25 protein-coding genes and 1 pseudogene are annotated in these 21,441 nt (G+C 59.9%); 13 read left to right on the plus strand and 13 right to left on the minus strand.

Translation table 11 applies throughout. The annotated features are described in order from the left end of the window. The first annotated feature begins 348 nt into the window (after positions 1-348). From PVW27_RS19810 to PVW27_RS19825, 4 genes are all read left to right on the plus strand, one after another. Positions 349-1,083: a Bax inhibitor-1/YccA family protein gene (locus PVW27_RS19810; protein WP_012187135.1), complete on the plus strand. Its 735-nt coding sequence runs from the start codon at positions 349-351 to the stop codon at positions 1,081-1,083. 6 nt (positions 1,084-1,089) lie between these two features. After that, positions 1,090-1,452, plus strand: a complete 363-nt coding sequence (locus PVW27_RS19815; RefSeq protein ID WP_012187136.1) for a TFIIB-type zinc ribbon-containing protein — start codon at positions 1,090-1,092, stop codon at positions 1,450-1,452. 86 nt (positions 1,453-1,538) lie between these two features. Next, positions 1,539-1,739: a hypothetical protein gene (locus PVW27_RS19820; protein ID WP_044029373.1), complete on the plus strand. Its 201-nt coding sequence runs from the start codon at positions 1,539-1,541 to the stop codon at positions 1,737-1,739. A gap of 304 nt (positions 1,740-2,043) precedes the next feature. Then, entirely contained in the window at positions 2,044-2,328 is a 285-nt protein-coding gene (locus tag PVW27_RS19825) for a DUF4258 domain-containing protein (protein ID WP_157865439.1), read from the plus strand. A 167-nt stretch (positions 2,329-2,495) separates the two neighbouring features. Here the strand turns inward: PVW27_RS19825 and PVW27_RS19830 are convergent, their stop codons facing one another. Continuing rightward, positions 2,496-2,828 carry a type II toxin-antitoxin system PemK/MazF family toxin gene (locus tag PVW27_RS19830; protein ID WP_012187138.1) on the minus strand — a complete coding sequence of 111 codons (333 nt, stop codon included), beginning with the start codon at positions 2,826-2,828 and terminating at the stop codon, positions 2,496-2,498. Beyond that, complete coding sequence (locus PVW27_RS19835; RefSeq protein ID WP_012187139.1) at positions 2,819-3,037, minus strand: antitoxin MazE family protein; 219 nt, start codon at positions 3,035-3,037, stop codon at positions 2,819-2,821. Before PVW27_RS19835 ends, PVW27_RS19830 begins: the two co-directional genes overlap by 10 nt. A 98-nt stretch (positions 3,038-3,135) precedes the next feature. Between PVW27_RS19835 and PVW27_RS19840 the strand changes: the two genes are divergently transcribed. The 6 genes and pseudogenes from PVW27_RS19840 to PVW27_RS19865 form a co-directional block, all read left to right on the plus strand. After that, on the plus strand, positions 3,136-4,431 hold the full coding sequence (locus PVW27_RS19840; RefSeq protein ID WP_274560708.1) for an MgtC/SapB family protein: 1,296 nt from the start codon (positions 3,136-3,138) through the stop codon (positions 4,429-4,431). A gap of 721 nt (positions 4,432-5,152) precedes the next feature. After that, the gene (locus PVW27_RS19845) at positions 5,153-6,082 is read left to right on the plus strand and encodes a DUF2493 domain-containing protein (RefSeq protein ID WP_274560710.1); all 930 of its coding nucleotides are present in this window, start codon (positions 5,153-5,155) and stop codon (positions 6,080-6,082) included. Between the two features lie 532 nt (positions 6,083-6,614). Beyond that, positions 6,615-6,821 carry a hypothetical protein gene (locus PVW27_RS19850; protein ID WP_274560712.1) on the plus strand — a complete coding sequence of 69 codons (207 nt, stop codon included), beginning with the start codon at positions 6,615-6,617 and terminating at the stop codon, positions 6,819-6,821. Positions 6,822-7,382: 561 nt separating this feature from the next. Continuing rightward, on the plus strand, positions 7,383-7,976 hold the full coding sequence (locus PVW27_RS19855; RefSeq protein ID WP_338019973.1) for a helix-turn-helix domain-containing protein: 594 nt from the start codon (positions 7,383-7,385) through the stop codon (positions 7,974-7,976). Then, on the plus strand, positions 7,963-10,296 hold the full coding sequence (locus PVW27_RS19860; protein ID WP_274560716.1) for a relaxase/mobilization nuclease domain-containing protein: 2,334 nt from the start codon (positions 7,963-7,965) through the stop codon (positions 10,294-10,296). The genes PVW27_RS19855 and PVW27_RS19860 overlap by 14 nt, the downstream gene beginning before the upstream one ends. An 8-nt stretch (positions 10,297-10,304) precedes the next feature. Beyond that, positions 10,305-10,895, plus strand: a pseudogene (locus PVW27_RS19865) (type IV secretory system conjugative DNA transfer family protein); the annotation flags it as partial. A gap of 159 nt (positions 10,896-11,054) precedes the next feature. Here the strand turns inward: PVW27_RS19865 and PVW27_RS19870 are convergent. The 5 genes from PVW27_RS19870 to PVW27_RS19890 are packed head-to-tail and all read right to left on the minus strand — an operon-like array spanning position 11,055 to position 15,013. After that, positions 11,055-13,430, minus strand: a complete 2,376-nt coding sequence (locus PVW27_RS19870; protein WP_045685282.1) for a type IV secretion system DNA-binding domain-containing protein — start codon at positions 13,428-13,430, stop codon at positions 11,055-11,057. Continuing rightward, complete coding sequence (locus tag PVW27_RS19875) at positions 13,420-13,698, minus strand: type IV secretion system protein VirB3 (protein ID WP_040104433.1); 279 nt, start codon at positions 13,696-13,698, stop codon at positions 13,420-13,422. The genes PVW27_RS19870 and PVW27_RS19875 overlap by 11 nt, the downstream gene beginning before the upstream one ends. Then, the gene (locus PVW27_RS19880) at positions 13,691-13,984 is read right to left on the minus strand and encodes a TrbC/VirB2 family protein (protein ID WP_043872272.1); all 294 of its coding nucleotides are present in this window, start codon (positions 13,982-13,984) and stop codon (positions 13,691-13,693) included. The genes PVW27_RS19875 and PVW27_RS19880 overlap by 8 nt, the downstream gene beginning before the upstream one ends. Beyond that, positions 13,981-14,601 carry a lytic transglycosylase domain-containing protein gene (locus PVW27_RS19885; RefSeq protein ID WP_043872273.1) on the minus strand — a complete coding sequence of 207 codons (621 nt, stop codon included), beginning with the start codon at positions 14,599-14,601 and terminating at the stop codon, positions 13,981-13,983. Before PVW27_RS19885 ends, PVW27_RS19880 begins: the two co-directional genes overlap by 4 nt. A gap of 43 nt (positions 14,602-14,644) precedes the next feature. Continuing rightward, a complete protein-coding gene (locus PVW27_RS19890) occupies positions 14,645-15,013 on the minus strand; it encodes a hypothetical protein (RefSeq protein ID WP_009807505.1) in 369 nt (122 codons plus the stop codon). Between the two features lie 210 nt (positions 15,014-15,223). Between PVW27_RS19890 and PVW27_RS19895 the strand changes: the two genes are divergently transcribed. The 3 genes from PVW27_RS19895 to PVW27_RS19905 all read left to right on the plus strand — a co-directional run bounded on the left by PVW27_RS19895 (position 15,224) and on the right by PVW27_RS19905 (position 16,248). After that, complete coding sequence (locus PVW27_RS19895) at positions 15,224-15,475, plus strand: hypothetical protein (protein WP_037275520.1); 252 nt, start codon at positions 15,224-15,226, stop codon at positions 15,473-15,475. Between the two features lie 124 nt (positions 15,476-15,599). Continuing rightward, positions 15,600-15,857 carry a helix-turn-helix domain-containing protein gene (locus PVW27_RS19900; protein WP_037275519.1) on the plus strand — a complete coding sequence of 86 codons (258 nt, stop codon included), beginning with the start codon at positions 15,600-15,602 and terminating at the stop codon, positions 15,855-15,857. A gap of 166 nt (positions 15,858-16,023) precedes the next feature. Next, entirely contained in the window at positions 16,024-16,248 is a 225-nt protein-coding gene (locus tag PVW27_RS19905; RefSeq protein ID WP_008282968.1) for a hypothetical protein, read from the plus strand. 103 nt (positions 16,249-16,351) lie between these two features. On the opposite strand, the gene PVW27_RS19910 is transcribed toward PVW27_RS19905, so the two are convergent. The 6 genes from PVW27_RS19910 to PVW27_RS19935 all read right to left on the minus strand — a co-directional run bounded on the left by PVW27_RS19910 (position 16,352) and on the right by PVW27_RS19935 (position 20,910). Next, the gene (locus tag PVW27_RS19910) at positions 16,352-17,107 is read right to left on the minus strand and encodes a hypothetical protein (RefSeq protein WP_085976983.1); all 756 of its coding nucleotides are present in this window, start codon (positions 17,105-17,107) and stop codon (positions 16,352-16,354) included. Between the two features lie 434 nt (positions 17,108-17,541). Beyond that, on the minus strand, positions 17,542-18,486 hold the full coding sequence (locus PVW27_RS19915) for a cation diffusion facilitator family transporter (RefSeq protein WP_045685256.1): 945 nt from the start codon (positions 18,484-18,486) through the stop codon (positions 17,542-17,544). Continuing rightward, on the minus strand, positions 18,476-19,246 hold the full coding sequence (locus PVW27_RS19920; RefSeq protein WP_045685254.1) for a transglutaminase-like domain-containing protein: 771 nt from the start codon (positions 19,244-19,246) through the stop codon (positions 18,476-18,478). The genes PVW27_RS19915 and PVW27_RS19920 overlap by 11 nt, the downstream gene beginning before the upstream one ends. Positions 19,247-19,339: 93 nt before the next feature. Continuing rightward, positions 19,340-20,074 (minus strand): cytochrome c biogenesis CcdA family protein, encoded by a 735-nt coding sequence (locus PVW27_RS19925; protein WP_045685251.1) that lies wholly within the window; start codon positions 20,072-20,074, stop codon positions 19,340-19,342. A 79-nt stretch (positions 20,075-20,153) separates the two neighbouring features. Then, positions 20,154-20,480: a YnfA family protein gene (locus PVW27_RS19930; RefSeq protein ID WP_008282974.1), complete on the minus strand. Its 327-nt coding sequence runs from the start codon at positions 20,478-20,480 to the stop codon at positions 20,154-20,156. A gap of 1 nt (position 20,481) precedes the next feature. Next, the gene (locus PVW27_RS19935; RefSeq protein ID WP_008282975.1) at positions 20,482-20,910 is read right to left on the minus strand and encodes a MerR family transcriptional regulator; all 429 of its coding nucleotides are present in this window, start codon (positions 20,908-20,910) and stop codon (positions 20,482-20,484) included. Positions 20,911-21,441: the final 531 nt, after the last annotated feature.

Below are 21,441 nucleotides of genomic sequence, written 5' to 3' on the forward strand. Positions count from 1 at the left end.
GGAAATAAGGCGCCAGACGCGCCATCTGCGCATCGGTCAGCCAGAAAAGATCAGACATATCACCGCTCCGTTTTTGTGCGGTGAATCACGGTCAGGAGCTGAATTCAATGGGTCCTGACCCTAGGGAAAGTGCGCAAATATCTGCCGAACGAGGCGCAAGAGCTATTGAAAATGATCTGGGCTACAACCACTTCAAGTGTGCGAGCCGGGCCCCTCTGACGGATGATGTATCAGATACATCTGCCGTGATGTCGGATCGCTCCCCCGAAGGGGAGTGGACCCACCGATGCTTGTCATCCAAGCATCAGAAAGCCGCTATCCTTTGGGATCACACCGAAGGAGTTATTGATGGAAAAAACTGTTCAACCACGCGACTATGTATCTCCCGAAGGGCTTCAGTACGATGTCGGATTGCGCAAGTACCTGACAGGCGTATTTGCCTATATGGGCGGCGGGCTGGTGCTATCGGCACTGGTGGCCTTTGCTGTGGCAAATGTTGCGCCTGTCACGGCGCTCATCTTTGGAACACCTCTCAAGTGGGTCGCAATCTTCGCGCCACTGGCGTTGGTGATGTTCGCGTCTTTCCGTTTTGAGCGACTTTCCGTAGGTGCTCTGCAAGGTCTCTTCTGGGGATTCGCGGCCCTCATGGGCGTGTCGCTCGCCAGCGCGCTGCTGGTTTTCACAGGCACAAGCATCGTTCAGGCATTCCTGAGCGCGTCCATCATTTTTCTGACAATGGCGCTGTGGGGCTACACGACGAAACGCGATCTGTCCGGGTGGGGCAGTTTCCTGATGATCGGCCTGATCGGCGTCATCGGTGCCTCTATCGTCAACCTGTTCCTAGCATCGGGTGCACTGGCAATGGCCGTCTCTGTGATCGGGGTGATTGTCTTTACCGGCCTCACAGCATCGGACATGCAACGCCTGCGGAACGAGTACCTGGCACATTGTGAGCAAGGTGGCGTCGCTACCCAAGCAAACCTCGGCAAACTTCAGATAATGGGGGCGCTCTCCCTTTATCTCAATCTCATCAACCTGTTTCAAATGCTGCTGAGCTTGTTCGGCCAGCGGCAGGAAGGATAAACCATCATGCGAACTCAAGAAACTGTCTCGGCCATGTTGTGCCCCGTCTGCCATACCGGCCTGTCGATGTCGGACCGAAGCGGCGTAGAAATCGACTACTGCCAGTCATGTCGGGGCGTCTGGCTTGATCGGGGCGAACTCGACAAGATCATCGAGCGCTCCACCGCACCAGTACCGCCACCGCGGGATATGGATACCCGAAACAGCCCTGACCGGCGTGGAGACGGCGGCGGTCTCATGGGAATGGCATCAGCCTTGTTGAAAGGTGATGATGACCATCGCCGTGGTCGGGATGACGATGATCGCTACGACGAGAGGTACGACAAGCGGAGAAGGAAAAAATCGATCTTCTCGGAGTTTTTCGACTAACCGCATACGTAAACTGCTTCCAAAAAGAGGCGGCGTAGTGCGCTATTTTTTACACTTGATGGGTTTAGCTACGAGGAGTGTGGCAATTGGGAAATAACAAAATCTGGATCATCGTCGGAGCCGTGGCCATCATCGTGCTCGGCGGATGGTTTTTCCTTACAGGCGATGACAACGCAGATGGTTCCATTAGTGAGCCTGCTGCAATCGAAGGGTCGGATACCGACGAGGATCAGGAAACTGACGACGAGGAAGACGATGCAACCGAAGAGGAAAGTGAAGACAACTGATGCGCGTCGTTTCACAATAGAGGCGTCTTCTCAGCTACTCACCGGAAACGGGACGCTGACGTAAGCTGCGATTTGTGGTCTACCAATCTTCAACGCGAAAGAAATTGAAGAGGTCGAAACGGAAGCAACATCATCCGGCGCTCAAGGCCAAGATTGCGTTGGAAGCACTGAAGGGCGCGGAGACGATCGGCGAACTGGCCAATCGGTTCGGCGGGCATCTGACGATGATCCATCAATGAAAACGGGCTTTGCTCGAAGGCGCATTGGGCCTTCGAGCGGGGCAGCCGGAAAGCGCAGGAGGTCGATGAAACACTACTATGCGGACGTCAAAGGTTTGGGCAATGTTGCCGTTAGCCGCCATGCTCAGGCACGTATGGCTGACGACGGTATAACTCAGGAGAATTTTGAAAGAGTACTTCTCAATCCAGTCCGGCCAGATGGTCAGGACGGGATAGGTGTCGTATGGAGAGAACGCGACGGCCTGAGGATTGTCATTCTCACTGATCCCACTCCGAATATGGGTGCTGTGCTCGTCAAGACCGTCTATCGTGTAAAACCCCAAGCAAATGCTCTCAGGTCAACTCGATGAGACGGGATTTCTCATTCCCCTGACCTCAGGAATGGCTTCGTTGCCTCTATTGCTGCATCGCTACTCGGTCCCATTTCGACGATAAGCACCATCGGTGTCCATCTTGGTCGTCTCCGTTGCCCGCGCCTTTCCCGCAATATAGGGGCGGTCGGGCGCTATCTCTCCCATTACCCCGTCACACCCAGAAACAGCGCCAGCGCCCGATTTACTTCGAGCATAACGGTATCATCGAGCTGGCCGAAAGCCCCCCGAAGTTTGTCCGTTCGGACAGTCATGGCTTTGTCGATCATGATTTGCGACGTGGCGCGCAATCCATTTTCCGACGCGGGCTCAACCGTCAGCCGGATCAGCGGCGCATTGACGAGCGTGGACGTCACCATAAGGATGGTCGTGGTGGCCGTGTCCGGAAACCGGTCGGACTGAATCACAAGCGCGGGATGCGGCTTTCCGTGGTCGCCTTGAAGGGCGACCGTCACCAATTCACCGCGTCTCAATCCCATCCGTCCATATCAATCAAGGCGGCATCTATGAAGCCGTTCAAGCCGACGTCGGCGCGATCTGCTTGGGCTACAAGCGCCGCCTGACGGCGACACTCGGTTTCGAAACCGGGGCGGCGGGTATCTGGCACCCAGATTTGAACAGGACGCAGACCGGCGGCTCGCAAGACATCGCGGCGCTTCTTGACACGTTGAGAAACAGGGGTTGGCATAGCAGTTCCTTTCTTGTTACATGTAACAAAATAGATCGTTCAGTTCAAGCCTGTTGGTTCGTGCTGCGACGCAGGAAACCGACAGTCAGGGTTCTTTGATGGAAACAGATCCGGAGGCATTCTATGTATTGATCGAAGCCCTCGGAATTGGGCTCCTGATCGGCATTGAACGTGAACGCAGCACTCACAAACCAAGCGAGGGTGCATCGACAGGTGTTCGGACTTTCGCTTTGGCATCACTTATTGGCGCAATCAGTATGATGACGGGTGGTGTTCCCCTGCTGATGGTCGCTGTAGCTACTGTTGCGATCATTCGGATCGTATTGGTTGCCCAACAATCTGACCCGAATATTGGCCTTACGACCAGTCTGGCGCTCGTTTCTGTCGTACTTCTCGGGGGCTTCGCAACGGAAAAGACAATGCTTGCGGCAGGTGCTGCTGTGGTCATCGCGTCATTGCTTGCAGCGCGTGAGATGTTGCAGGGATTCAGCCGCTCGATTCTGACGGCCGCTGAGCTGCGGGACGGTCTCATCCTTGGTGTGTCGATCCTAGTGATCCTCCCAATCCTGCCCAGCCTAGAGATCGGTCCCGGCGGTGCACTCAATCCACGCAACCTTTTCATCATCGTTGTCGTCATTATGCTGATTGGCGCAGCGGGTCACATTGCAACACGCGTCATCGGGGCGCGCCTCGGCTTGCCGATCAGCGGGTTCCTGTCCGGCTTCGTGTCAAGCACATCGACAATTGTAGCACTTGGTCAACGCGCCACCGAAAAGCCGGAGGACGCCCGAAGCGCCGCTGCGGGGGCGACGCTTTCATCGGTATCGTCACTTATCCAGATCGGAATTATCTTGCTGGCACTGAGCCCTGCCATGTTTACAATGGGTCTTCCTTTGTTGTTTGGTGCGGGTGTCGCAGCCGCACTTCACGGTGCTGCGATTTTCTTTCTAGCCTTGCGCCGAAAAGTAGAGCCAGCAGTGCTGGAACTGCCCTCGCAGGTCTTCTCGATCAAAGCAGCAGCCGGTTTCGCGCTCATCGTTGCGGTTGTCATGCTAACCTCTGCGACGCTCAATGATGTGTTCGGGAATACAGCAGTGCTCGCGACTGTCGCACTTGCCGGACTGGTTAGCACAAATTCCGCAACTGTCGCTCTTGCTTCGCTTGTAGCCGCAGGGCAAATCTCGGCCGTTGATGGAGCGCTGCCGCTGGCTGCTGCGCTGAGCGCAAATACCATTGCTCGCCTCTTGATTGCATGGCGCGGGAAGAACGTCACTTTCCGAAGAATCGTTGCATTCGGTCTTGTGCTCCAGCTCGCAGCACTCTGGTTATCTTGGTGGCTTGCTGCGCTTCTTCGGTCGTGGTTTGCCGATTGGTCCGCGATCATTTCTCAATAGATCTAATAACGACTGTTTTGGCATTCGCGGAAAGCAGTCCTTCGGGCAGCCGCAGCGAATGCACCCTTTGTCCGCATCTTACCAGTTCGTTCGTCCCGCAGCGAAGTTCCGCTTTTGACCTCTACAACTGAAACTCAGAATTCCCCCAGTCTTCTTGAGGAAAGCAGTGCTAACTTGCCTTCCGGCCTCCCCAGCTCGGCTTCGCGTGTCGCAGGGGAGAGAACGGCCCTTCGGTCCGTCGCGCATTCGGCCATGCGGCCTCACCGCGGCGTCGCACCCAGGCCCCCGGTTTGCCCGCCTCGCGAGCACGTCCCTCCCCGGCCGCTCCGCCGGATTGCGCTCTGGTCTGTTTTGGCCTGAGGCCAAAACGATCCCGCCGCTTCATCCGTCTCCCGCGTCTGGTCGGGCCGTTTGCCTGCTCAGGTCGGGCAAACCTACCGTCAAAACACACACACATGAGCGCGGAAGCATATCCTCCGGATGGCCCCCAAATCAGCCCGCGTCAAGGATCGCAAAACTTTTCGGCGAGGGCGTAGCCTGTGGCATGGGGCGGTCCCGTGCGTGAGCGCGCGCGTGCATCAGGTGCTGCGCGCAGAAAACTTTTGCGCCCGGCAAGCCGGCGGCTGCGCCGTCCCTGACCCGGGCAGATTCGGAAACCAGGCATTCGGCCATGCCCCCACACTCACGTGGTGGCCTTGGAACCGAACACTGGAGACCAGACATGGCTTACGACACCGCAAACACCTACGAGACCATCGAGCTTTTTGGACTGACCGAGAAGGACGCGCAGCTGCCGATCCCGGCAGATCAGATCCTGACCGACCACATCATCCGCGAGAGCTTCGAGGCTTTGCTCGGGCAGCTGCGCGGGACCGGGCTTGAAGCAGAAATCGAACCACTGGCCCATGGGCTCGCCACGATCCTGCAGCGCCGCAAGGTGGCGCTTGGCAAGGAGGTCGACCGCACCGCCGACAAGATCGGCGCGCTGGCAAAATCCCACGACGGATCGGAGATCGCCGAGACCGCGCTCGAAGAGGCGCAGGCGCGCTTTGTGCAGCTGCGCGAGATTGTCGGCGCCATCGAGGTGATGAGCGAGGCTGCGGCGGAATGCTACGAGATCGAGACGGGCCACGCCTTCATCCCGGCAGCCGGGTCGCGCGCGAGCGTCCGGGCGCAGGAGACCGGGGCGGTTTTCGAGGCGCGGCAGCTCCTCGAGCAGCACGACCGCGAGACTGCCGAGAAGTCGAAAGTCGAGGGAGTGCCCCTGATCGTCTCAGGCGCCACCGACTGGACCGATGTCGATGTGATCTTCAACACGCTCGACAAGGTTCGCGAGCGGATCAAGCAGAACCGCAATCAGGAGATATTCCTCTGCCACAAGGGTGGCAAGCACGGGGCGGAGATGATTGCGGCTCGGTGGGCGCGCGCACGGGGTGTCGCACAAGCGCGCTTCGATCCGCGCTGGTCCGCGCATGGGCGGGCGGCACCGTTCAAGTGCAACGACGAAATGCTGGACGACAAGTTCGCGGCGACGGGGGTTGTACTCTTCGGCGGCAACGGGGTCGCGCTGAACCTCGGGCAGAAGGCGGAAGCGAAAGGCCTGACGGTCATGCGGGTTGCGGACCCGGTGAAGAAGGCGTCGCAGGAGTGAAGAGAGGGGGTCGCGCTTGGCGCGGCCCTTTCGTCATGTCTCACGGCGCGTGCGATCGGTCACGCGTGATCGGCAGTCTGCGGCGGCCAGCACCGTTACCCCTCTACCCAGTCCGTCAGAGTGCGGCCCATCCGCATCGGTACGGGTTGGGGATGGTGCGCATTTCACGCACATCGTCAGCGGGGCAAGACGCGAGGGGTCGAGACGTCGCATTTGAGGCTGAAAACTTGCGCGTCCCTCGGGTTGCGTTTCGGAACATCGCACCCACGCGGGCGGGCTCCGTCAGTACCCCGGCCAGGTTCGGCGGGACGCGAATGGTGGCGTCGGCGTGATGGCAGGGGTCATCCGGATCACTCCTTTTTGCTCATAGATGTGGATCGCACGGGGTCGGCCCGTCCGTGCCCTCAGCTCACGCTTCGGCAAGCACAAATACGGCTTCCACGGCTGGCCGCGGACCCTCCGCATTTGCGCTTGCGACCGGGCCTCTTGCCCCCGTGCCGGGTGATCCCCATCGCAACAGGGAGTAACCCAAATGACCAACCACTACGTCGCCACCGTCCCCGTCAAGTTCACCGATACCGATGGCCAGGAGCGCACCCGCTTCCAACGCGTGGGCGCCATGTTCCGCAACACCCGCAACGGGGATGGCTCGGAGTTCTTCAGCCTCAAGCTCGACTTTCCCGTCGGTGTCCAGGAGCTGGTGATGTTCCCACCAAGCTCAAAGGAACCCCAAGAGTAAATCCTCCCCGAGGATGGGCCGCCGTCAGGCGGCCCTATCTCTGTCCCAGAGATCGTTGTGCGGTCCGATGAGACCGCTGCCATAGGCCGCGGTCACGGTTGCCGATGACAGGACTGCGGAGCAGTCCTGATGGTTCCTGTTGTGGGTGAACCAACGCGGTGACAGAGCCGCCAGCCAGCCTCAAGGGGGCCATCCCCAAAAACCTTTCGGCAAGAGCCTTCACGGTTTTTGCGGCAGAGATTTGGCAAGCCAAATCTGGCCCTCCTTGACCCTGCCTGTCCGCCCTGTCGGTGCGGTTTGCGCCCGCCCGCGGTTCCGTCCGAACACATGCGTGTTCGGCCAGACCCTCGGGCGGTGCTGGCGGACGGGACCCCTAGGACAGGTGGGTCGCCCGGTGGTGAGGGCGGCAGAGCCGCGTCCCTGCGGGCCGCGGGGGAAGCGGACACCAAGGCTGCCTGAGCCTGAATGCGACGTAAGTATATAAATGACAGCTTGGTATATTATCGTAAGGTAAGGGCAGCCTTGGTGGAAGGTGGCAGGAAATAGGGGGTCTTTCTTCGCATGTCTCGATCAAAACGCCTCATCGATGCGGAGCGCATGGAGATCGTTCGCGAAGCTGCGGAAGGCGTTTCCACTTCAGTGCTGGCGGAACGGTTTGGCGTGTCGGTGCGGGCGATTCAGTACACGCTCAAAGCAGATGCCGAGCGCCAGACGGATGCCGCAATTCCGGTCTCAGCGGTCAGTGTGAAGGTCACGGCTGCGGAGTTGGCGGCGCTCGACGAGGTGCTGGCGAAGGCGGAGATCGAGAGCCGGGCCGAGGGGTTGCGGCGGCTCATTCAGGCGGCAGGCGGGGTGTTCGTTCCAGACGCGCAGTTGGCGGCAGAGATGGCGCGTTACCGCGCCTCGCTGCACGAGGTCGGGAATGGGGTCGGGCAAATCGCCAAGCAAATGACGCGGGCCAACCGGCAGGGGCAGGGGGCCGTGGGGGGCACGAGTGCCGAGTTCACCGAATTGCGCCTTGCCCAGATGCGCGGGTTGGCGCGGTTCATCCTGGATTCTGCTGACGAGATCGATCTGCTCCTGCGCCGCCGTCGAGACGCGATGCATCTGCAGGCCACGGCCGCGCTGAGGGAGTTTGCGCATGCGGCTGAATGATGCCGTCCATGCCGTCACGGGCGAGGTCTTCCGGGATGGCTGGAGCCGCGTCCGGGGCTCAATGCAGGGGCTACATGTCGCCAAGCAGAAACAGCTCATGCGCGCGGCAGCAGGGCATCGGCCAGCGGTCTTCAAGGCAATCCGGGGCGGGGGCACGCATACCAAATCGCAGCTCGCAAACCAGCTCGATTACCTAACGACCAAGTCCACACATATCGTCGACAGTAGCGGGTTTCTGGATGGCAAGTCCAAGCTCGAGGCGGGCGACATCAAGGACCTCACCGAGCGCTTTGCGAAGCGGTGGGATGCGGGCTTCAAACCCAAGCTTGGGCAGACCACCCATATGCTCATGTCCTTCCCCATCGGCACGCGGGGCGAGGATGTGCGCGACATCGCAACGGACGTGGCCGAGCGGTTCTTCCAGACCGATAAGGGGCATTTCGACTACATCATCGCGGTGCATGAGGACCGCGATCACCCCCATGCGCATCTGGTGCTGAACCGCCGCTCGCAGGAAGGCGAGTTCTTCTTTCTGGGGCGCAACCACCGCTTCAACTACGACGATTTCCGCCTCGCCATGGTCGAGGAGGCGGAAAAGTACGGCGTGCGCCTGGAGGCCACGCGCCGGGTGGATCGCGGGGTTGTGCATTACCCAGCCCGCACCAGCGAGGTTTATGCCGCAAAAGAAGAGGGGCGCGCGCCCCGCGAGCGGGAGCGTGTGGGGCAGGACCTGACCTGGACGCTGGCAGAGATCGCCAACACCAGAACCGTCTATCATTCGCTTGCCGCAGAGGCCTCCCGGGAGGCCCGGGAAGACATCGCCGCGGCACTTTTTCGCGCGGGCGAGGTGCTCGCGCATGGCGGGCAGGTGGACCGAACAGGAGATGTGTATATGGCCGAGGATCAAAGCTTCGAGGATCTGAGAAGCCTCTATGCGGAAAAGCTCGCGCGGGTGCAGGGCGTGATCGCAGAGAAGTCTGACGCGGAACGTCCCGTGCTGGAAAAACGCCTCATCGAGATCCAGACGCAGGTACAGCACATGCAGCCTCTCGGTTTGCGATCATCCGCGCTGTCAGAGACCCCCTCGGAGGGCGGGATCTATTCCGAAGCCAATATCGACGCCAGCCAGCGCGAGCGACTGGCCGAGCCCGACCTGAGATCGCGCATTGACGTAGCACTACGGGGCACCGGGATCAGCACATCGGAAGTGGTGGCCCGGATCGAGACGGGCGCCTCAAATGCAGCGCTCGAGCATCAATGGATCGCCAATGATCTCTCCAAAGTAGCTGAGGCGCGCGATCTGAACCTTGAACGCCGCGCCGATCTGGAACAGGCGCGCGACATTCTCAACGATGTGCACGTCGAACTTGGCACGCTCTTGGAGCGGGAGAACGTGCTGCGCCGGGATGGTGTTATGGAAGCGGAACCGGTCAGCGAGCAGTTCCATTATCATGAGGGCGCGGTGCGGGCGATGGAAGGGACAATCCGTCAGGAGATGCGCGCAGACGGCCTGACAGCGCAGCAGATCGAGGACCGGGACTGGGAGGTTGTCTCACGGGCGGAGCGCCGGATCGAGACGGAGCAGCGCGCATATCTCGAGGCACACCCAGATCTGCTCGCACGCCCTGGCGATGTGATCGACCGGTCTGAGCCCTACAGGGAGACCATCACCGATGCGGCCCGCGCCAGCGAGATCACCAGCGAGGTCGACCGCATCATGGAGGGACGCGACCTCCGCACGCCCGTTGCGGATGCAGTCACGGATGACTTGCGAGCGCGCTATCCGGACATGCCGTCCCATCTCGCCCGTGGGCTCGGTGCAACCTATGCAGCCGTCGTCGAGATACGGGACACAGAGGCCATCAATCAGGTTCGCCGCGAAAACGAGATGCGCGACGGGCTCGGGGTTGGCACCCGCGACGACATCCTCGCAACCCGCGATGAAACTGCGCCGCAGTCTGTCCGTGTTGACCGCCTTGCAGACGAGATTGCGCGTGTCCTGGAGCATGAGCGGGCGGGGGAGTTGTCCGCGCCCTTCGAGACCGAGGCGGAGCGGGACGCCTTCCGCGACGAGATCGCGCGGGTGCTGGATGACCGCCAATTGGGCCGGCTCACATCCGGCGATGCCGATGCGCTGGACAAGGTTCTCGACGACCGCCTCGACCGGCTCTATGTCGCCAAGGTTTATCTTCAATCCGATGCCGCGACGGCCAATACTGAGGCCTTGCGCCAGGTGGTCGATGATCTTGCCGACGCCGAGTATGAAAAACACCGCGCGACAGACGTGGATGGCGAGACCGAGCGGGGTCAGGTCCATTGAGCGCCTCCATGGGAAAGGCGCGGATCGCAACAGGGGTCTTGCTGGTAACGCTGGTGACCGGGGCCATGGGCTATACCATCGCCTCGGCGGTGCTGACCTACCAGGATCTCGGCTTCGGGGCCGAGATCGATTTTGCCTATATCGCGCAGAATTATCTGGCGATCCTCGATCGCCGCCCGGAGGATGCCCAACTCATCCACCTGATTATCGGCAGCTTCGCCGCCGCCGGCCTGATGCTGAGCCTCGCCCTCTCGGGGTCCGCCCTGACACGCTTTGGCCAGACCCATTGGCAGACTGCGCGCGAGATGAAGGCCAACGGCTTTTTCGGGGCGCCTGGCACCGGGTTTATCCTCGGCAAGCTGGGGCCGCCGGGCTCCCGGGCCAACTACATCTGCTCGAAGGTCTTCCCCCACGCGCTGATCGTGGCACCCACGGGCCGTGGCAAGACCACGGGCTTTGTCATCCCGAACCTGCTGACCTGGCAAGGCTCCGCCGTGACGCTCGATGTGAAGGGCGAGTGTTTTGAGGCCACGGCCCGGCACCGCGCCGCCCAAGGCGACAAGGTCTATCGCTTTGCCCCCACCGATTGGGAGGGTAGACTTCAATGTCCCCCTCCGGGGTGCCAAGGGGCGTGAAGTCACAATCAGGCGCGATGGGTGCTGTGGACGCAAGGAACGTGAAGCAATTGGCCTGCGGCTCCCGATACTGGGTGCAGGAGGCCAGCGCGCCGAGCGCAGCCAAAGCGATAAGAATACGGATCATGAAAGCCTCCAAAAATCTGGGCGGTCGCGGTAATCGGCGCCGACGAGCGCCTCGCCTTTCTCCATGCCGCCGAGGATGGTGAGATTGGGCCCAAGGGCGCTCAAATCGGCATCGACCACGATTGAGCCCTGATCGTCGCGGATCAGTGCGAGGCGGCTGTTGCTGCCCGTGTTGAGAAGGACGTCGAGCTCCTTCTCCGTAAGGTTCAGCATGGCGTAGTCCGCAGGTTGCGCGCGGATATTGGGCAGCAGGATCTGCGTCGGAACGGCTTCGACGATGGTCTTGCCGGTCCGGGTGCGCTCAAGCTGGCTGGCATATTGCGTCATCATCACCGCGACGGTGTTCTGCTTGCGCGCGGTCACCAGCCAGTTCGATAGCCGCTCGGCGAAATACGCGTTGTCGAGGGCCTTCCAGGCCTCGTCGATCACGATGATGGTGGGGCGGCGATCCTCGATCTCCCGTTCGACCCGGCGGAAAAGATAGGAGAGAACCGCCATCCGCTCCTTGTCGGCCTCGCTGTCGAGAATGCCGGTCAGATCGAAGCCCACGACATCGCCCTTGAGCGAAAACGTGTCCTCGAGGCTCTGCCCGAAGATCCAGCCGTAGCGGCCGTCTTCGGTCCACTCGAGCAGGCGCTGGTGCAGATCGCCGCCATCATCGGTGGACACAAAAAGCGATGCGAAATCCCGCCAGTTCCGCAGGGCCGGGTTTGTGGCCTGCGCGTTCTGGCGCACGACCTCCTGTATGCGGTTGGTCTGCGCCGGGGTCAGGGGTTTGTCGGCGCGGTAGAGCAGGGTTGTGAGCCAATCCGAGAGCCAGGCGGTGCCGCGCGCATCGGTCTCGGTCCAGAGCGGATTGAGACCCGTGGGCTGACCGGCGTTCAGGGACGCGTAGCGCCCGCCATTCGCGCGGACCGCCATCTCCATACCAAGACGGTAATCGAAGACGAAGATCCGCGCCCCTGCGCGACGGGCTTGGGTCATCAGGAAGGCGGACAGCACCGATTTGCCCGACCCGGGCCGCCCCATGATCAGGGTGTGCCCGCTGGTGGGTTCTTTGTCGGGCGCGCCCTGCTCGTGATAGGAAAACCGGTAGGCGCTCTGCTCCGGCGTGGGCAGATAGGTGATGACCTTCCCCCAGGGTGTTTTCTCAGAAGGTTTGCCGAGCTGTGTCCGGTGAAAGGCCGCAAAATCCGCGAAGTTGCGGTTGGTGACGGCGCTGGCGCGGACGCGTTTTGGCTGGTTGCCGGGGTGCTGGCTGAGGTAATGGGCCTTGGCCGCGACCCGCTCGGCAATCACCTTCACGCCCTCGGTCGCGGCAGCATTCACGATCTCGGCGCTCAGCATCTGCAGCTCGTCAAGCGTGTCGCAGAAAAGCGTCACGACCATGTGGTGCTCGCCAAAGCTCTGGCGCTTGGCCTCGAGATCATCGGCGGCGATGTCGAGGGCTTCGAGGAGTGAGAGGGCCGCGTCCTGGCTCGCCTGCATCTGCCGCTTTTGCCGCTTGATGCGGCCGGCCATGAGGTTCGAATTGATCGGCGTGAAGGAGTGCGTCACGATCATGTCGACCGGCAGGTTCAGCATGTCGAACATGGTGCAGGAGGTGCCTTCGGAGTATTCCCCGATGGTGAAGCTTTTGCCGTAGCGATGCCCCACGACGCCTTCAGAGAGCTCGAAATGATCGCCATGAAACGTCACGCGGGTATTGGCGACATTGACGGACAAAAAGCCGTAGGTGTTTGCAGGGTAGAGCGGCAGCTCGGTGCCCGTGTTCAGCGCGCCCAGAAACCCCACCAATTCCCCCGATGCAGCCGACAGCAGGCGCGGCTTGAGCTCGGTAAGCCCCGAAAGGAAGACGTTCACGGCCTCGCCCAAGCGCTGCAGGCGTTTGCGGGTCTCCTCCTTCAGTCGGTCCGGCGCGCTGCGGCTGAGAAACGGCAGGAGGCTTTTCGGAGGCTGGCGGTGAATGACGGTGAGCGTCAGTGTTTTGTCGCGGAGCCCGCTGGTCTCGAGTTTCGCGCGCCAGCGCCGGTCCACCTCGCCCGCGAAGCTGTCCTCACGGATGGGGTCGAGATCAGGTTTGATGGCCTTGGAGACCTTGTGGACGTAATAGCTGAATTCCGGCCCGAGCTGCGCGACGATGCGGGCAAAGAGGGCGGTCACCTTGTCGAGATAGGCATCGTCCGTCGTGTAGCTGTTGATCCCCTCGAGCCGGATGCAGCGGAAGAGCTCGTTGACCCGGGTGCGCACGGTCTGGTCGTCGACGAGGCTCACATAGGGCAGCATATGCGCGAGGCGGGTCTCGCGCGCATACCATTCTGGCGTCATCGTGCGGGGATCGAGCGCAGCATCAGGGGCGTCATCACGGGGCATAGCTGTCCCCGCCATGGATGGACCTGTTGCGCGTGGGCGGTGTCTCCTGCAGGGCCGTCATCATCACGTCGATGAAACGCGGGTCCCAATCTGCGGCCTTCCACAGCACCGGATAGAGCAGGGCCGCGAAACCCAGCACCGCGATGTGCTGGACCCAGACGAACAAGAGCACCGAACCGAAGAGCCAGACCATCGCATACATGATGGGCAGGCCAAGAAGCTTGGGCGGGCGCACGAGCCCAAGAAAGAGAGGCGCGCGCTCAGCCACCGGCAAATACCGCGGCAACGATGGTGGGGGCGGCCGCAACACCGGCGATGCCCACGAGGACCCAGAGCGCTTGGCGCAGATCGATGATGTTGAAGAACCAGCTGAGAAAGACCCCGAGGACCGCGAGTGTGGCGATGACCACACCAAGAGGGCCGGTCAGCGCATCGACAATGCCCTGCAACAAGCTCTGGATCGGGGAGAGATCGATGCTTTGCGCAAGGGCGGGTTCGGAAATGACCAGAAAGAGGGCCAAACTTGCGATGAATAGGTTTGAAATCTGTCTCATGAATTTGATCCTTCCAATCGGGCCGTAACAGCCATGACGCGGGCCACGTGGTTCTGGGTTTCTCGGTAAGGGGGAATGCCACCGTGTTGGCGCACGGCGTCCGGCCCCGCGTTGTAGGCCGCCAACGCCAGATGCGGATCGCCGAACGTCTCCAGCATCATCGCGAGGTAGCGGGCGGAGCCGTCGAGGTTCTGTTGGGGGTCACGCGGGTCGACGCCCAGATCACGCGCGGTGTCAGGCATCAGCTGACCAAGGCCAATGGCGCCCGCATGTGAGATCGCATCCTGCCGATAGGCGCTCTCAACCTCGATATTGGCGCGGTAGAGGCTCAGCCAGTCCGTGACGGAAAGCTCCGCGCGCCTTAGGCCGGGGTGGCTGGCATAACGCAGGGCCGTGGTCTCTATGGCGTTTAGGACATCGGCACGGGGCAGGGGTGCCGGACCGACACGGGCTGCAAAGCGCATCGCTTCTCGCTCTGGCACAGTTTCATCGCTGCCGAAAATCGCAAGTTCGTCGGCTGCCGATCCCTGACCGATGCCGTCATTGTAGTTCCGAGCAAAACTGCTCTGAGACCGGGATGGGGTCAGAGAGCCGTCGCTCTCCATGACCAGGACCATTTGCGCTGAGGCAGGTGCTGCGACCAGCCAGAGACAGACGAGGTTAGCTGCCAGCGCCCTTGTCTGATGGCGCTTTGTCTGGCGGGGCGAGTTTATGCGTACGGCTTGTCCCCGCCTCAAGCGGCAGGTCGACATGTGCAAAGCCAAGGCCAATAAAGAAAGACACCACGCCGGAGATCGTCTTGAACTCGCGGATCTTGATATCGTTGTAGGTCGTCCGCGTGCGGGCGGTGACGAGGAGCTTTTCCACGCCATCATCAGAGACAACGCGCATAATCCAGACCCCGTAATAGCTGGGGCCTTTCTTATGTGCCGACTCCTGGCACAGGATTTCTGCGCTATAGCCGCTTTCCACGAGTTCGCGGAACCTGGCTTCCGTAACCACATTTGGTGCTTCGATGTCCCAGTTCATGGCCCGGCTCACGCTTTCTCCAATGGCGCGACCCCAGGCATTCCCACTTGAAGCCCAGAGTTACGATAGTATACTATCAACCGCAAGATGTAATATCGTGCTTTAGCTGTAGTTTGGTCACGCAAACACTAGTCACGGCCAGTGTCTGCGATCAAGGAGATAACAGGTTTGAGAAACCCAAGGTTGACAGGCCTGCTCCCATTGCAAGCTATGGTCCTTCTGATCTGCGTTCCCGGACCAGTTTTGGCGGAATCCTGCTTCGCCCCGGCCCGTCCCTTCCTGCCAAGCGATTCGCAGGCAGCGCGGGACTATGCAGACATCATCCGTGGCGATTTCGAAGATTACATTCAGGATATCCAGAGCTACTTCCGTTGCCTCGACAGCGAACGCGCCCGCGCCTTCGAGGAAGCGCGCGAAGTCAGCGAGGACTATGGCCGATTTCTGCAATTGGCAGGGGATTGATGGGCAACCTCGGGAGCATCAGACTTGCAGCCCATGGAAACCAGACGCCGATAACACCCTCATATATCTACTTTTTAGATAACAGATTTCATCCGCTAGCGACGTCACAAAAGGTATGTGACGCGTGGCAAAGACAATCAGAAGCACAGGACAGGTGGCACTCTGCCAAGCATTGGTCGACGCCCGCATCAAGGCGGGCCTCGGTCAGGAGGACTTGGCGGTCAAGCTCAAGTGCCATCAATCACTTGTGGCGCGCATTGAAAGCGGCCAGCGCCGGGTCGACGTCGTCGAGCTGGTCGTCCTTGCGCGCGCCATTGGCTTTGACCCCTTCAAGGTTCTGGCGATCGTTGAAGCCGCCACGGAGCCCGACCACCGGATTTGATCCATTTCATCTTTCGAGAACACGGGAGCTGACTTCTCCCGGTGTGAATTCGTTACCGCGAGGACGAACAGTAACCGATTTTAACGAGGCCCGGCACACGGTTGCAGCAAACGCTTTGGATCTGAGCTGCTATCCGCAACGCCAAATTGCAGGAAGTCAGTAAACAGTGAACGAAAATGAGGTCGAAGGCGTCGCGATCGCCAATTTGATTGCAACCGATGAAGAAACCATTGTCGGCTGGGTATATCGCTGGAACACAGGTGCTCTGGCAATCCGGTGGGACATCCATGGCCCGCAGCGTGTCTCAAAGATTTACCCGGAGCTCTGCGATGCGGATAAAGCCGAAATTGACTTCGCGTCTCTCATGCAGCTGCCCTGTCGCAACGACTGACATGGTAGAATATGGCCTTTATGGCCCTCGATTGTGTGAGTGTGCCTGCGTTGCAGGTTTGATTTCGTACAAGGCCCTGCGCGACTTCGCTGCGGCTCAATAGTCAGTAATTGACCTGCTCAAAACCGTAATTCCCGCTATAGTCACGCCACTCAACGAAGACGGATCTGTGATAAATGCTCGGGCAGTGCTCGCCCCATCGCTCGAGACCGGCATGCGCATCAGGAAGCGCTGCGGGTGACGACACCCTCCAAGAAAAATCGCCCTGGATCCCGTAGGTGCCGAGGACAACGGCGGCGCTGCGGTTGCAGTCGCCATCTCGCCCGGATTCGTGCTGGCGGGCATAACGAACGTCAAAGACGCGGATGGAACGCACGAAGTTGAATTCCGGCCCGCTGATATCGATGTCGGCGCGGTCTTTTACGAGCTGGAGGGCGTAATCAGCCCTTACGAGGTTGTCCCAAGCCGCGTTGGAGCCTTTGCGCCCAAGCATCCCGCCTGCCCTGGCTGCCTGATCGAAGAGCGGGGTTGAAGAGTTTGGAGGGGTTCCTGAATCACCATATAGGGCATCGAAGATCCGGTCCGCGGGCCGCGATCTAGCAGGTCCATCGTAAGACGCACCCATCGGGCAGCGCCAAATCTGAAGCGGCGGCTCCACCGGCCATGGAGTTATGCGCCGGATGAACTCGGCCCGTGCGCGGGCGCAGGGCACGGAAGCTGGCCATCCACCGGACAAACACAGCAGGATGGCACAATCGATCTGATAGGTTTGGGCGCGTGCTTGTGTCGGAACTGTTGGGCCGGTCAAGGCGAGAGCTAAAAAGGCCGCCAGAGGGAGGTTTTTGAATTCGAAACGCATGGCAAGGACCCTTGACAATCTTCACCCAGCATACCTACGAAAATATACTATTGCAACAATGATGATGCGTGTTGCGGTTGCGGCGGTCAGCAAGATCGCGAGGTGACCGAGCCGCCCGTCGTCATCCGCCACGTTCCGCGCTGCGCCAATCCCACGGCATGTCAAAGCGTCCGAGCCATCTCGATCGTCAAATGAGTCTCGAATTGCCCTTAAATCGGTTCTACCTAAATCTGTTTGGCGAATAGGACGCATTCGGGCTCTCAGCAGTTCTGCAACGGCTCAGAAGCAGACGGAACCTTGAAGGCTTCGAACCTCGTGAGTTCGAGGACCAGGCCAGGCTGGCTTGAAGCAGGCCGTGCACCCGTTTCAGGTCGCTGTCGCTTAGCTTGCACTCGCAATCGACGTCGATCACACCTTCATGACCTCTCACAAGCTCAGTGAAAACGGTTCTCCTCCTCTTCAGGCTTGCCGTGACCGTAGAGGTCGGCGTTTTCGTGTGCGCGGTCTTCGTGTTCGAACTCCAGGCTGGAATGGGCGATGTTGAAGTCATCTTTCAGCCGGTCCTTGATCGCTGCCTTGATCTTTTCGATTTTACCCCAGCCGCCCGCTGTCAGCACCACGTGGCAGTCCAGCGCCGCCTTGTCCTCCTCCATCTGCCACAGATGCACGTGGTGAACGTCCGCGACACCATCGACGCTCCGCATCGCCTCAACGACGGCTGCATTGTCGATGTCGGGGGGGCTGCCGAGCATCAGGGTTCTGATCGGACCGCCAATCTCAGTGAAAGCCAGATAGAGGATGTAAAGGGCGATGCCGATGGTGATTGCTGGATCGACCCATCGCATGTCGTAGAGGATGATCAGGGACCCTCCAATGATGACTGCCACAGAGGCCAAAGCGTCCGACAGGTTGTGCAGAAAAAGCGCTCGGATGTTCACACTGCCTTTCTGCATCGAATAGGTAAGTAGCGCAGTCAACGTGTCGACGACCAGTGCCACACCGCCCAGGATCACCACCGTCCAACCAGCGACCTCGGGCGGGTCGATCATCCGCATGCCACCCTCATAGATCAGGTAGAAACCAATCAGAATCAGGGTCGTGTAGTTGATGAGTGCCGCGACAATTTCAATCCGTCCATAACCGAAGGTCATGCGTTCATCGGCGGGTCGTCTGGCGATTTTGCGCGCAACGAACGCGATCACCAGTGACGCCATGTCCGAAAAATTGTGTAGGGCATCTGCGATCAGCGCCAGGCTTCCGGAAAGGATGCCGCCAACGATCTGCGCGACGGTCAGAAGCCCGTTGGCCCAGATTGCGATGGAGACCCTACGATCACCTGATTCAGGATCAATGTGGGTATGGCCATGATCATGCGGCACGGTTGTTCTCCTCATGGCTGTGGTTCGGTCGACTGAGACCAGGGACCTTTGGCAACATTCCACGACGGATGCGGCCAACCCGGGCATTCATCCAGTGACGGATGACGTGGCGATAGAGAAAATCACGCGCAAATCCGAAGTTCTGACTATATTTCACGTAAAAGTCGTCGGGCGTATCAAAGGTTCCAAAATCACGAACGATACCGGTTTTCTGAATATAAGTGCTGCCGCCGCTCCAACTGACTGGTGGCGCACTCAGGCAATCCGTTCCGGCCCCGTAGCCGCAAAGGCTTTCTGTTTCGCTGAATTCCTTCTGAAGCGACTGCAGGAAGGGGGCGTCCAGAATGAAGCCTTCGAGATTGATCCAGCCCTCTTCTGTTTCGACTTCGACCCACGAGTGCAGAATTTCGGACGGTGCGAGGGGGTAGACCAATTCGGGCACAACGCCACGCTGCAGGGCCTTGTGGATGGTGAAGCCGTGCAGTCGGCAGCGGATGCCTACGCTGCGCAGCAGTGCCATGAGAAGCGTCCCTTTCGTGTTGCACTGCCCGTAGCCGTCGGTCAGCACCGCAGAGGCGGGAATGTCGTCGACGCGGTTGTAGCCGAACGCAATCTCGTTTCGCACAAAGTCATAAACCGCGCCAATCCGGTCGACACGGGCAAGGTCATGCCAGCCACGATCTCGTATCAGGTTCGAGATTGAGGGCGAGTCAAAATCCAGCAGTCTTGTCGCGGTTAAATAGGAATCGGTGGGTGCCACAGGGTCTCTCCTCGAATCATTCACGAGGAGTCTTAATCTCTACAGTGACTAGAGAGACAAGCCTTTTCTCAAATGTCACTTCCGATCATAGCTCTATCCGATAGTGCCAAGGGCAGGGAAGGTTTCGAGCAGCCAGAAGGCAAGGCGGCTGATTTGACCTGTCATCACGCCGATACCCATCAGCACCATCAGACCGCCCGATATACGATAGAGCCATCGACCAGCCGGACCGATCCGCTTTAGCCTGCCTGCAATCTCGTTGGTGAAGAGCGCGATGATCAGAAACGGCATTCCAAGTCCTGCGGAGTAGATTGCCAGCAAGGCCATCCCGTCCGCTCCAGATGTCGCGCTCACCGCCAGGATCGACCCAAGCACAGGGCCTATGCAGGGCGTCCAGCCAAAGGCAAAGGCAAGACCCAAAAGGTAGGCTCCAACGGCGCTGCCGCCGTCAACTTTCACGTCGGGCCTCGTGTCACGCATCATGGCGGGGATCTTGATCGCGCCCATCATGACAAGTCCAAACAAGACGATCAAAAAGCCACCCGCAAGCCCGAGTTCGTATTTCCAGCGCAAGAGCATCCCGCCCAAAAGACTTGCCCCGGCCCCAAGCGCCACGAAGACTGTCGAAAACCCGAGCACGAACCACAAACTCAGGACAACGCTGCGCACCCGTTCGGCAATGCTACGCGCCGCCCCGGATTTCACGGCGGGCTGTCCCGCGATGTAAGACACGTAGCCAGGAGCAAGAGGCAGGACACAAGGCGACAGAAAGGATATGGTGCCACCCAGAAAAGCCGCGACGATTCCAACACCTGAAATTTCGAACATTCAATTCCTGCCTTGCTTTAGCCTGTGAAACGCGCACCGTTGTAAAAGCTAAAGCTACTGTAGGAGCAATGCCGTTTTATTACGCTCCGCGGGGTGCCGCGAGGATGATGGCAGCACCCAACAAGCATACAGTGGTGCCGAGCAGATCCCACCTGTCCGGCCGGTGCCCTTCGGCGAGCCACATCCAGAGAATGGACGCGGCAATATAGATCCCACCATAGGCGGCAAAGGCGCGTCCCGCAGCCACAGTGTCGACCTGAGCCAGAAGCCAGCCGAACGCCACCAGCGCCGCCACACCGGGGACAAGCCAAAGTGGGGACGCGCCAAGACGCCACCATGCCCAGATGGCAAAGCATCCGGCGATCTCAGCCAAGGCCGCGAGCGGATAGACGAGCACTGCGGTCATCTCAGGCGCCGATCTCGTCGTGGTCCGTCAGGCACTCGGAATGGTCGCGCAACACCTCCAGCACACGGCAATCGGCCGTGTGCCCGCCGCTGCATTCGTGCACCATCCTCTGCAATTCTGTCCGAAGGGCTTCAAGTCGGGCCATACGTTGCTCAACCTGCTTGAGTTGTCGGCGAGCGATGGCATCGGCCTCCGCGCACGACTTGTCTGGATGATCGCTCAGATCAAGAAGCTCACGGATTGCGTCCAGCGAGAACCCGAGTTGCCGCGCATGCCGGACGAAAGACAAGCGGTCAAGCTCACTATCTCCATAGCGCCGCTGACCGCCAGCCGATCGCCCGGGCTCGGGCAGGAGTCCGATCTGCTCGTAATAGCGGATCGTCTGCACCTTCGTCCCGGTCCTTTTTGCCAAAGTGCCGATTGTGAGCATATCACCTCTCCAAACTATCTACAGCCCGTGTAGCTTTAAGCGTTTTTTTGCACAAGTTCCGCTCGGCATCTCACAGGTCAGTGAACATCGCTCTTTCATCCAGAATAGGTCTTGAACCTACAGTAGCTAGAGGGTGTAAACGCGCCTAAAATATAGAATCAAATTCGGGCGGAGCGGCGTGCGGCTATCAGGTCTTCAGAAAGTACTACGGGTTTTGGCGGGTGTGGCGGCGCTCGTTTTCATCTGGTCGTTGTTGTGGTGCGACTATTTTGTCGCCCAGCATCGGGTCTCGACGGGCGCACTATCGTAAGTATCGTGAACAGACAAAAAAGGACTAACCTTGAAACGGCGCTAGCCTGAGAGCGCGACACCATGGAGAGCGGGTCCAGCTTGCGTTCGACGCGGAAAAACGACATGGTGTGATTGCGGCGGTCGCTCTCCAGTGGCGAACGAGGTCCGGTATGTTGGCCTCATGTATATAAGGCGTGAGGAGAACGACCTATGGAACATTATGCTGGTTTGGATGTGTCA

Origin of the sequence: Seohaeicola sp. 4SK31 (assembly GCF_028802875.1) — a bacterium.
Lineage (GTDB): Bacteria > Pseudomonadota > Alphaproteobacteria > Rhodobacterales > Rhodobacteraceae > Seohaeicola.